The sequence below is a fragment of the Shewanella surugensis genome, from assembly GCF_023284005.1.
Lineage (GTDB): Bacteria > Pseudomonadota > Gammaproteobacteria > Enterobacterales > Shewanellaceae > Shewanella > Shewanella surugensis.
The window spans coordinates 1-11379 of the sequence record NZ_JAKIKS010000146.1 but is presented as its reverse complement, the minus strand read 5'-3'; the positions used below and the strand labels follow the sequence as shown (position 1 = coordinate 11379).

At 37.7% G+C, this 11379-nt stretch carries 10 protein-coding genes and 1 pseudogene; 5 read left to right on the top strand and 6 right to left on the bottom strand.

Features of this window, described 5'->3' with window-relative positions:
* The 4 genes from L2764_RS23350 to L2764_RS23335 all read right to left on the bottom strand — a co-directional run.
* Positions 1–318: IS6 family transposase (locus tag L2764_RS23350; protein WP_248942727.1), on the bottom strand; the 318-nt coding region annotated here is incomplete at its 3' end.
* 177 nt (positions 319–495) lie between these two features.
* Entirely contained in the window at positions 496–1131 is a 636-nt protein-coding gene (locus L2764_RS23345; RefSeq protein WP_248942725.1) for a hypothetical protein, read from the bottom strand.
* Between the two features lie 80 nt (positions 1132–1211).
* The gene (locus tag L2764_RS23340) at positions 1212–2237 is read right to left on the bottom strand and encodes a hypothetical protein (protein ID WP_248942724.1); all 1026 of its coding nucleotides are present in this window, start codon (positions 2235–2237) and stop codon (positions 1212–1214) included.
* 239 nt (positions 2238–2476) lie between these two features.
* A complete protein-coding gene (locus L2764_RS23335) occupies positions 2477–3142 on the bottom strand; it encodes a hypothetical protein (protein WP_248942723.1) in 666 nt (221 codons plus the stop codon).
* An 892-nt stretch (positions 3143–4034) separates the two neighbouring features.
* Here L2764_RS23335 and L2764_RS23330 point away from each other — a divergent pair.
* Complete coding sequence (locus tag L2764_RS23330) at positions 4035–4688, top strand: DUF4360 domain-containing protein (RefSeq protein ID WP_248942722.1); 654 nt, start codon at positions 4035–4037, stop codon at positions 4686–4688.
* 177 nt (positions 4689–4865) lie between these two features.
* Here the strand turns inward: L2764_RS23330 and L2764_RS23325 are convergent, their stop codons facing one another.
* The gene (locus L2764_RS23325) at positions 4866–5570 is read right to left on the bottom strand and encodes an IS6 family transposase (protein ID WP_248942721.1); all 705 of its coding nucleotides are present in this window, start codon (positions 5568–5570) and stop codon (positions 4866–4868) included.
* Positions 5571–5688: 118 nt separating this feature from the next.
* On the bottom strand, positions 5689–6000 hold the full coding sequence (locus L2764_RS23320) for a transposase (RefSeq protein WP_248942719.1): 312 nt from the start codon (positions 5998–6000) through the stop codon (positions 5689–5691).
* A gap of 74 nt (positions 6001–6074) precedes the next feature.
* Here L2764_RS23320 and L2764_RS23315 point away from each other — a divergent pair.
* The 4 genes and pseudogenes from L2764_RS23315 to L2764_RS23300 form a co-directional block, all read left to right on the top strand.
* A pseudogene (locus L2764_RS23315) lies at positions 6075–6557 on the top strand (transposase); the annotation flags it as partial.
* A 560-nt stretch (positions 6558–7117) separates the two neighbouring features.
* Complete coding sequence (locus L2764_RS23310; RefSeq protein WP_248942717.1) at positions 7118–9076, top strand: PatA/PatG family cyanobactin maturation protease; 1959 nt, start codon at positions 7118–7120, stop codon at positions 9074–9076.
* A 182-nt stretch (positions 9077–9258) separates the two neighbouring features.
* The gene (gene tnpA / locus L2764_RS23305) at positions 9259–9681 is read left to right on the top strand and encodes an IS200/IS605 family transposase (protein WP_248942716.1); all 423 of its coding nucleotides are present in this window, start codon (positions 9259–9261) and stop codon (positions 9679–9681) included.
* Between the two features lie 962 nt (positions 9682–10643).
* Complete coding sequence (locus L2764_RS23300; RefSeq protein WP_248942715.1) at positions 10644–10946, top strand: hypothetical protein; 303 nt, start codon at positions 10644–10646, stop codon at positions 10944–10946.
* Positions 10947–11379 lie beyond the last annotated feature (433 nt).

Here is an 11379-nt window from a genome sequence, read left to right as displayed (position 1 = left end):
ACTCAAATAAAAATCAATCACCGCGCCAAATTTATCAACAGCTCGATAATAGTAAACCCATTGGCCTTTAACCTTGATGTAGGTCTCGTCCATTCGCCACGAACCTGATACCTTCCGCTTTTTCCTTCGAAAAATAGCGTCGAGTTGCGGCGCATATTTGATAACCCAACGGTTCAGGGTTGAGTGATCAAAATGAATATTACGCTCAGCAAATATCTCCTCAATTTTTCGATAACTGAGTTTGTAGGCCAAGTAGTAACGCAGTGCCTGCATGATGATCGCAGAAGGGTAATGTCGGCCTGAAAAATTGAGTTTCATAAACATTAAGCATAAAAAGTGATGCTTAGATCATAAAGTATTTAGGCTGTTTGCGACAGAACCCTTGTCGGTAATCAGGATCAATTTTGATCATTGGTTTGGAAAAGGTCGTAATGGAATATTCAGTAAAAGTGATAATGCTAGATCTCAGTAAGATGCGACGTTGCAATGAACGAGTCACTCACAAGGCACAACAGAAAACTCTGCTATGCTCGCCATGCTTTGCCCTTGATTTATCGAAATTTTTGTGTTGGGTATATTTACCGATAAATAGATGAGTTCAACAATCAGACTGGTTTCAATCAGGGTTACCCCACCACACACTGGTGTCACCGGAGCTTCGCTGCTAAAATCACTAAAAGTACCCTCTTGTGGCTTACCATCAGCATCAGTGACAAATGATTGTTGTTGAGAATAGGTTAAGTCACTTTGGTTAATGCGCTGGCGGATCCTGACATTGTTAATGGAAAATGCACTGGTTAGATAAGCACCATCCAGAGAAAAACTGGCAGCATTTAACAGATAACCAGGTCTTGGAATAACATAATAACTTATTTGGCAAGTCTTTTGGTTTACCGATAATGGATTATCTGCTGACGAGTCCAGACTCATTTCATTATTGAAGTCGGCCATAATGCGTCGCTGACCATCTTTATCTGTTATTAATTTAATATCGCTGTTTTCACAGTCGAAAGATTGTTCAGTGATATAGATATCAAACTTATCAGTATCGGAATTCAAAGGCTCTGTGCCTGTAACTGCCTGGTTCGATATCAGTATGCCAATAACAGCCAAATATTTTAATCGCGTCATTTTATTCACTTCCCTCTATATAACCAACAATATGTTGTTGTCAGATGTTTAAAAAGCACCTGACAACATTGAGTAAATAATTAATTCGGACAAGGTTCGATGTATAAATTCCACACATCGTAAATTCCCTCAAGCTCAGCATCAGACTGACCCTGATCAAAACCAATTTGATTGATCCCTTCATTAAAACCACTTACCGACGCAAAACTTTCCAGAGTAGTGGTAATATTGAATTCACCACCACAACTGCCATCAAGGTAGCTTTTAATATCAACTTGTTGATTATCAAAAGTGCCACTGCGAGGATCATTGTTGCCATACAGAGTGGCGCTATCTTTAACAGTAAAAGCATCAAAACGATGACTGACTTTAGTCAATAAAAAGCCATGCTCCGTAATATTAAAAGCGCCATTGGCAGAGAATTGCGCGCTACTTAAACGATCCCCAGGTGCCACGGTAACTGTATATTCCAGCTCACATATTTTCTTATCAGTATATTTGTCACTCTCCGAGGTATAAGGAGGAACAATAGCGGTCATTTCACCCTGGTTAAAATTAATGCGCACAAAAGTTCCCTTATCAGTAGTGTCTTCAATGCTAATATCACTGTCTCGACAAGCATAACGTTGTGCTCTGACTTCTATGCTATAAGAAGGATCGGCATTATCAATTGCAGGCTCTGATATAACAACCACCCCCTGACTGTCCCAGGAAGCAGTATAGCCATCGGTATCCCACCAACTACCATGAAAACCCAGCGTTGGATCAGTCACATCATTGGCGATAAATTTAAAAAAACCCTGACTTGTGTCGGCAGACCACTGACCATTAATACTTTGCTCCAGATTATTGTAAGTCACGTTAGTGAAAGAGCCAGCAAAGCCATCATCAGATATATAAGATCCTGTATTATTTCTATTAAACTGTACCTGAACATAATAAAGTCTTTTATCATAACCAGCATAATAGGAATCAAACGGGTTTAACCAGAAAGAAGGTATGGCAGATTCATTACTTACAAATTTTGTTGTTGCCTGAGCTTGTATGGATGTTACACTTAAATTCAGTAACAGACTGAGGAAAATCATTTGTATAAATTTTATCATTTTTTATTCCTGTAAAAAACTAACGGCTGAATCCAGGTTAAATTGCACAGATTTATATCCATGAATAAAACTGACTCAGGTAAAATGAGTCATATTCTGTCCGTTGAGTTTATTAACAGTGCAAACTGTATTCAAATGATATTATTCGTTGATACTGGATAAGCAAGGGAATCACAAAAAATAGCACCTTGAAAACCCAGTATTAATAAAAGTTAACTGGTTAACATAGTATTAATTAACTAAAAAGAACAACTTTCAACAGTTATATCAGCAAGATCAATATCAACATCTGCATTACCATCACCGTCGCTGTCACCGCCGCCACCTTGTCCCTGATCTAAACTAACCAAAGCAACAGAACCATCAAAGCTAATAACTTCGGTGATCATGCTAGTTTCCACAACAAGCGGATCCCCGCAATTATCACTTAAATCAACACTGGCAATAACGTTATCAAAAGAATCTGAACCCTCGCTAAACGTGGTCTGGTAAGAGAAAGTCTCAGCACTGAAGTCAAGACGATGTCTTACTCTGACATTGTTGATAGAACTAGCAGTGGCCAGATAGTTACCAGCGGCAGAAAAACCAATATGAGAGACTCTGTAACCAGGCTTAGGAATAATGGTATATTCCAGTTCACAAGTCTTTTTGTCAGAAAAGCCGCCAGGGGATACTAAAGCACGCATTTCACCACCTAAGAAAGTAGCTCGCAAACTCTGCTGATTATTATCTAATCCTACCAGTTCAAGCGTACCGTTGTCTTCAGAAAGATCTGAACAGGCAAACTGTGTACTAATGTTCTCTATAGTATATCCAGGAGCTTCCGTATGAGCTTGTGCTACAGAAGAAACTGCTAATAAACCTACAGCAATAGGCAGGCAATTAAATTGATTTATTCCTTTCATTTTTATTCCATTTATTGTAATTCAGCTCATATATACATTGAATAAGCTGTCGTTCCGTTAAAATTAACAATGCCTATTTCTTCATCACCAGCACTCACATTATTTGTAAGATGAAGGGCAGGTAAAGCAAAGAGACGAGTTCTCAAATAAGGTGCATTGTCTGTTTTTCATCCAAAAAAAACCGCATTGAAAAATGAGCGATAAAATAGCTACCCTCGAAATGCAGGACAGGGATAATGTACCTTACTTGTTTCTATGATGTAAAATTTTTAATTAAAATCGCCTACCAGTGATAAGGCTTTTTTATCACTGGTTTGAATTATGTTGCCCTAAAAACAGACTCTGTCACTTCTTTAGTCATGACTGGCGGAACTGCATTACCAATCATAGATTTTGTCACTGTTAACAATTTTGACCATCGATATGACTTTGGGAATGTTTTAGCAATAGTGGTTGTTCTAACACGTATAGGCGTTAGCATCAGTTGAATCAAACTTTCCAATTCGATGGCGAAGATTCAACAGATAATGATTTTAATGATATTTTTGCAGTAATATCTTGGTTTAAAATCAAAGAGTAACTTGCTTGTAATACTGGGTAAAGGAACGCCATGTCTACTTTTTCCACTTTTGTGTGTATCGAAGAGGAAGAAGGGTGCTTAAAACGTGAGTTTATTTCCTCGCTACATACCCGAACGTTTGATCAATTTCTTATCGTAGATGATGTCATATCTTTTCTTACCGTCTTGTTGAAAAAATCCCTTCATGACTCAATATTTCGTCTTTCCCCTTGTAATCCTTTTTGTTTCTATTAGGATAGGCGTCGTTGTTTTGAATTGGGAGTAGTCAGATGTACCCATTATATCAATTTACTAAACTTTAATGGATAAAACATGTTGACAAAAATACTACCTAGCTTCGCCTTAAGTTTGATGATGTCTACCTCAGCAAATGCAGTTCCTGCCAATACGCCTGATAATATTATTTCTTCAGTCCTTGACGAGGCATATATTTACGATTTTGCTTATAGTGGTGGCGGTTGTCTTGAAGGTGAATTAGATGCAGTGTTGACAGAAGACGGCTCTAAAGTCAGTATCTTTTTTGATAATTACCAAGCTGATTCTTCAGCAGATCCGAGAGGACGCTCACGCGTAACCTGTAATATGGGATTTGCATTGCATATTCCACAAGGACTGAGTGTGTCATTAATTGAAATGGATTATCGTGGTTATGCTGATATTGCCCCTGGTGGCTATGGTGCATTGGTTGCCGATTACTTTTTTGCCGGCGATCAAGGATTACAATTTATAAAAGAATGGGGACAGCCTGATATATGGAATTCAGAAGATTTCTTGTTCGAAAATGATTTTTTAGCAGAGGCTATTGTGTGGTCTGCTTGTGGTACCGATGAAGTAATATTAAGGGCCAACACCAGCTTGAAAGCCTATGAAGGGACGGATAATCATTCCTTCATACAGCTCGATACCGTTGATGCAAATATTGCCTTACTTTACCACTTAAGCTGGAAAGAGTGCCCTGCATTATAACTTCCCCTGCAACATTTTAGGTTCTGTCGCAAACTGAGATCTCACCGCTATAATTTAAGGGCACAAGATCTCTCAGATACAATTAGGCCGCCAAAGAATAAAATTGTTCCCATGGTGTCATCATTTGGCTCCGTTGCAAAGTTTAGCGGGAGTCTGATTTTTCTGTTAATTCATCGCCTAGAAAGTAAATTGTCTCTCAATTAGGCGCACTTCGGCTAAGGAGCCACGACCAGACAACCAGAAGTTAAGTTGGCCTTTTCGAAACATGCGCATGACCTCAAATCCTCTTATCGTAGCGAATGCTGTTTTCAAAGATTGAAACCCTCGAACAGGGTTGATGAGTCGTTTGAGTTTGCCATGATCGGACTCTATCCGGTTATTCAGATACTTGACCTGTCGTTGATTTAGGCTCTGGTCACAGAGCCCGTCTTTCTTCAAAGATAGAATTGCTGGCGCGTATGCTTTATCCCCATCCGTGTTCAAAGTATTGGGGTGGCTATAAGATTCGATACTCCGCAATGCCTTACCCAGAAAACGTTTCGCTGCTTTTTGATTGCGTGTTCGAGACAAATGAAAATCGACGGTATGGCCTTCTTTGGTGATAGCGCGGTATAGATAAGTCCACTTCCCATTCACTTTGACATACGTTTCGTCGACCTGCCAACTAGAACTCCACCCCGGTTTCCAGTACCACCGTAATCGTTTTTCTATCTCTGGGGCATAGCTTTGTACCCAGCGATAAAGGGTTGTGTGACTAACGGTAATACCGCGCTCATTGAGCATTTCTTTCAGTTCGCGGTAACTTATTCCGTATTTGCAGTACCATCGTACAGCCCAAAGAATAATGTCGCCAGTGAAGTGTCGGCCTTTGAAGTCTGACATAATGGATCTGATGATGTGGTTTTTAATGAGTGTGGCTCAAATAGCCAACTTTGCAACGGAGCCATATTAAAGGTGTCGCAGAGAACAGATACAGGGTAATGACCTTTTAATTCATTAACTAACGTACAGTGCTGAGTGAATCCAACATCAAAAGAGCTGTAGCCTTTTTTAAGATTTCTTTCTCCATTTCAATGCGTTTAATTTGCTTCTCTAGCTCACGAATTTTAAGCTTATCTTCCGTCATTGGTGTTGCTTTAGGAGTGATACCATCATATTCATGTTTAAGTTGTTTTACCCAACCACTCATGGTTGATTTACCGACATTCATGGCTTCTGCGGCTTCTATTACTGAGTAACCTTGCTCTAAAACCAATAGCGCTGCTTCAAGCCTAAATTCAGGAGTAAAATTACGACCTTTTCTCTTTGTCATGGTGTCACCTATATTGATATGAGACCTATTATACAGTCTCTAAGTAGGTGGCCAAATTAACTATACCTCTTCACCATAAGACAGCGAATATACTCAATAAAGTACCAAAATCGATGCAGCCAAAAATCAAAGACAGTTTACAAGATATTTGGATGGCAGAGAGTCGTCATTCTGCTTACAAAGCCTATGATTTATTTGTCAAAAACTACAAGGTGAAATACCCTAAAGCAGTCGACTGTTTGGTGAAAGACAAAGAAGAAATGCTGGGATTTTATGATTATCCAGCAGAGCACTGGATGCATATCAGAACGAGTAATCCGATAGAGTCTACCTTTGCAACGGTGCGATTACGTACTCATAAAGTCAAAAGCTGTGGCAGTCGTAAGACGACACTAATGATGGTGTTTAAACTGGCACAATCAGCAGAAAAAAAGTGGTATCGCCTGCGAGGTTTTAAACTGCTTGCCGACGTCATATCAGGCATTAAATTTAAAGATGGTGAACGGATCACTCAAGATCAAACAGAACATCACGATCAGTTGATACACCAGATTTGACAATAACTCTTGATGGGTACCATCAAAAAACCTGATGGGATGGCATTGCAATAAAGCCGTCTCGCACTTATATTGTGCTTTTTAACCATATAGATCAACATTTTATATTGGTTAGGAATAAAAAATTTGAATATTGGCGTTAATTTTATTTTTAACTATACTACAAAGTCATCAATAAGTTATTTATGTGTACTATGGGATTATTTTGTATTCTGAAAATAGTGCGTTATTTGATCAGGAACAAACAAAAATGTCTTTTGGTGTTCAAAAAAATCATAAGAATAAAGGTGATACTGATTTAATTGCATATCACTGCATGTACATGTAAATCAATATCGAAAACATGCATAAAGATGTGTGTAAGAGACAGTTCTATTGTTTACCTTTAATCTTAGACACTGTAGGAATTTAATAAAATTTAAAATAGAAACATATTGTTAAAAATTAAAACGCGACTTACATTTAATTTAAATATAGATAATACATAGTTTTTTGGGATAATGAAATCCAATAATTTATTGAAAATAATAGCTATACAAATAAAATAGGTTAATATTAAAATGGTCAATAATACGACACATATAGATATAACAGTAAAAATCAACGGCCTGGCAAAACTTTGGGAACACACGAAAGGGGAACCTGAAATTTGTATAGCTATACTTGACGGATCCGTAGATATGAAGCATAACTGTTTTATTGATTCAAATACACAATATGTAAATACCTTACACTCTGATACCTCTAAAGAAAAACCATCTCAGCATGGAACTCACATAGCAAGTTTATTATTTGGAAATCACAATAGTCCAGTAAAAGGAATTGCACCTCGATGTAGAGGAATATTCCTTCCTATTTATTCTTATTCAAAAGTCGGTGAGTTAGTATCATGTTCACAAGTAGATTTAGCACGAGCAATCATTGAAGCAATAAATAGTGGAGCCAATATTATAAATATTAGCGGAGGACAATTAAGCTCTACTGGTAAAGCTGATCCCATGTTACTAAATGCAGTTAAATCTTGTGAGGAAAATAACGTTTTATTGATCGCGGCCGCAGGTAATGATAGCTGTAATTGTTTACATATTCCAGCTGCCATCCCATCAACATTGGCAATAGGAGCTATGGATGATATGAATAAACCATTGTCTAACAGTAACTGGGGGGAAAGTTACTTGGATAATGGCATATTGGCACCTGGGCATAAAATATTTGGAGCTTTCCCTAAAAATTTGTATGGGGAATTATCAGGAACTAGCTTTGCTACTGCAATAGTGTCAGGCATAGCTGCTTTAATGTTAAGTCTTCAAGTAAAAAATGGACTGATGCCAGATCCGTGTTCTATTCGAAAAACTATTATATCTACAGCGACGGCATGTAAACAAATCAGTAAAGAAATTGTAGATTGTCGTAGATACTTGGCAGGAATAATAAACATTGATCTTATTAAAAAAAATATTTTAAATGGAGGGAAAACAACAATGTCAGAATATACTAACGAAGTTGACGAAGTTAAAATAAGAGACGAAAACTCGGTGGGTGACGCTTTATTATCTCCCAATTCAACAGAAACTCTAAGTATTCAAAATAACAGCGGTATATGTACTTCAGGAGAGGTAAAAGAAGATATGCAAGCTATTAAACAAATATCAAAATGGAGTAACAAGCAAAGGGAAATAGCCCCTTCTGGTTGCAGCTGTGAAGGCAGCAGTAACGAAACCTCATTAGTTTATGCTCTAGGAAAAATTGATTTCGATTTTGGTACAGAAGCTAGGAGAGATTCATTTTCTCAAAGCATGCCAGTTGGAAAAAATACGCCTCATAGCCCAGAAGATATGCTTACATATTTAGATGATAATCCATTTGAAGCACAGTCTATCATATGGACCTTGAATTTGGATGTAACACCCATTTATGCCATTCAACCTATAGGGGCTTTTGCTAATGTTGTTTATGAACGCTTGCGTGAGGCTTTAAAAGACCAAGTTTATAATGGGGTAGAACTTATTTCTATACCAGGTCTTATTGCTGGTAGCACCACACTTTATAATGGACAAACAGTCCCGCTTATAGTTCCTAATCCCCGTGGAATGTATAGCTGGGCGACTCATGCTCTAGTAGAAGATGTTTTGGGTAAACGTCCAGCAAAGTCAGGAGATGATCAGAACTTGTATGACGCGCATAGAGTCGGCTTAAATAACTTCCTTGAAAGAGTGTATTACGATTTACGTAATCTTGGCGTATCTCCAGAAGATCGGGCATTGAATTATTCTGCTACCAATGCATTTCAAGTTAGTCAAGTTATTGAAAGTACAACCAAAGGAAAGCTTGAGCTGGATCACATCAATGTTAATAAGAGTCCTATTTCTCGCCCTGATTCTGATTGTTATGATGTGGAATTAAGCTTCTTCAATCCAAACAATCTTCAAAATGCCAATAAAATTTACCGCTTTACTATAGATGTTAGTGATGAAATTCCAGTTACAATTGGTGAAGTCCGAAGCTGGTCAAAAAGATAGTGGGTTTTTAGTTTACTGAGCTAGTTACTTATTGCTTGAATCTAGAATGGTTCAACCTAAACAATAGGTAAACAGGTGAAATTTATTAGTCCTCTTTTAAGGTTAAAACCACCGACTTTAGTCGGTCAGCTTTAGCTATGATATTCTTTTCCTATGAATGCGAAAGAGATTAGGAAATAGTAATGGAATATCGATATGGTAGTCATACGGTCTTTAAGATTCAGTATCACTTTGTTTTTGTAACAAAATATCGGTATCAGGTGTTGAAAGGTGATATTGGCTTGAAAGTAAGGGAATTAATCCGACAAACCTGTCATGCATTTGAAATTTTAAAAGGTGTTGTAAGTAAAGATCATGTTCATCTGCTTGTTTCAGCACCACCAAATATGGCACCCAGTGAAATAATGAGAAGAGTAAAAGGTAGATCTTCAACAAAACTATTTGAATCCTTTCCCGATTTGAAACATAGGTATTGGGGGCGTCATTTTTGGGCTAGGGGATATTTTTGTGTTACTTCGGGAGATTTAACAGAAAAGATGATAAAGGAATATTTAGAGCATCATTTCGAACCTAAAATAGAAGACAATTTTAAAACAGAGGGCTAAAACAACCGGTCTTTAGTCCGTCATACTAACCCACCTACTTCAGTAGGTGGTTGTTAAGTTTGTATCAATAAGTTAATGCTGACTATTTTATCTTTAGAAAAGAGAAGGTGATAGAGGTACCAATAAAACTACTATGTATATTAATAATTCTTGTAACGCATAAAGATGAAAGAAAAAATTAATAAATCCTAAATTTGTAATTCTAAGATAAGAATATATGTACGGGAATATATTCTAAATCGCTCTCACGAGCAAATTAATGGCCATAACCCGTATGGCCTAATTAAAAGGAATATTATAATGAAAATACCAAAGCAAAATAAACCGTTAATTCGTAGTAAAAATATTACTGGTTTATATACAAATGGAATATATCCCTCAGGCCACAACACGCAGTGTTGCGGTAGTGATTGCATAACAAAATATTGCTTAATTGGTTTAAGTAGTAAAGGTTGTACAGGCGGGATCCCATATATTCATTGTATAGGTTAATTACCCTATGACCCTTTTAAACAACTGGTTTTAAGTGAAGGGTCATTTAATCGAGGTAAAATACATCAACGCTTAGGTTGACACTCTTGGCTTGGGGCTGAAGCAACATTAGCAGGTGTATAAATTTGATCGATTCTTAAGCAAGAATAGATGGAAACGGAGTATAAAATGACACCATGGGAGCAGTTTTATTCTTTAGTTGGATAGCTGTGTCTGAGGGACGGTACGCCCTTAATTTATAGCGACATTATCTGAGTTTGCGACAGAACCATCGATAAACATGCTGACTTGTTTTCCGCTCGGAAGTTCCTTTTGCGATAGAGCCATGTTCAAAAATTGTCAATGAGTGAAATTAAAATAGTAGTAAAAGTGCCTCTGATGAACAGATCTGAAGGCGAGTAAAAATCTGGCTCTGTCGCAAATATTGCATCCTTCACATCAGAACCAAATTAATATCAGGAGAAACCAATATGACAGACATTTCAACCTCAGATAATACAAGCGTTAAACTGGCCAATATTACAGGTGCCACACTGACACTTTCGAGTTCAGTCAGCCCGGCGTTAAATTCAAAGTATTGGGAGCAGTCCAATACGTCTGTGAACAGTTCAAAAATACCTGACGCCACTTCTGTTTTGGCGTTCAGTCGAGATACCGGTATTACTACTCACGATACTTGGTTATTTACCACGACGTGTACGGTCGATGGTGTTGAGATCACGTTGCAGGAATCGGTTAAGGGAAAAATCTGGCCTGTGGGCAGTAGTATGTAGCAACGTTTGACAGCCAACTCATTGCGGGTTTAAATATACAATTGATAATCCAGCTAATACGATAATTAATGCACAGCCATATTCCATGCACTTAACAGAGTTTGAGTATACTGCTATAGGTCATATTCCTGGAAATCGAATTAGGAGTGCTACTCACTTACTCTGGGGAATTCGTTACAATGGAGATTTCTACAATTACGGTAATGAAAGTTTATTACGCAGGTGGGGATACGCTAGAAATTTTGGTCGATATGCTACCATCTTATTTTTAGGTCAACTTGCTTACCGAAATTACCAACAATAACTCCCATATCAATAGGAGAGAGCTATAGTCGTTTCTGGTGTATGAGGATAAAGCATTGCGATGTAACCTGTTAATTGATCTTGGCCGATCAACAATTAACAAAAGGAACATCGCAATGACTAAAAATGA

What these genes read in the sequence shown, in the direction of transcription:
- L2764_RS23330 (WP_248942722.1), top strand. Translation starts at nt 4,035, where the DNA reads ATGTTGACAAAAATACTACCTAGCTTCGCCTTAAGTTTGATGATGTCT.
- L2764_RS23320 (WP_248942719.1), bottom strand. Translation starts at nt 6,000, where the DNA reads ATGACAAAGAGAAAAGGTCGTAATTTTACTCCTGAATTTAGGCTTGAA.
- L2764_RS23325 (WP_248942721.1), bottom strand. Translation starts at nt 5,570, where the DNA reads ATGTCAGACTTCAAAGGCCGACACTTCACTGGCGACATTATTCTTTGG.
- L2764_RS23310 (WP_248942717.1), top strand. Translation starts at nt 7,118, where the DNA reads ATGGTCAATAATACGACACATATAGATATAACAGTAAAAATCAACGGC.
- L2764_RS23335 (WP_248942723.1), bottom strand. Translation starts at nt 3,142, where the DNA reads ATGAAAGGAATAAATCAATTTAATTGCCTGCCTATTGCTGTAGGTTTA.
- L2764_RS23300 (WP_248942715.1), top strand. Translation starts at nt 10,644, where the DNA reads ATGACAGACATTTCAACCTCAGATAATACAAGCGTTAAACTGGCCAAT.
- L2764_RS23340 (WP_248942724.1), bottom strand. Translation starts at nt 2,237, where the DNA reads ATGATAAAATTTATACAAATGATTTTCCTCAGTCTGTTACTGAATTTA.
- L2764_RS23345 (WP_248942725.1), bottom strand. Translation starts at nt 1,131, where the DNA reads ATGACGCGATTAAAATATTTGGCTGTTATTGGCATACTGATATCGAAC.
- tnpA (WP_248942716.1), top strand. Translation starts at nt 9,259, where the DNA reads ATGGAATATCGATATGGTAGTCATACGGTCTTTAAGATTCAGTATCAC.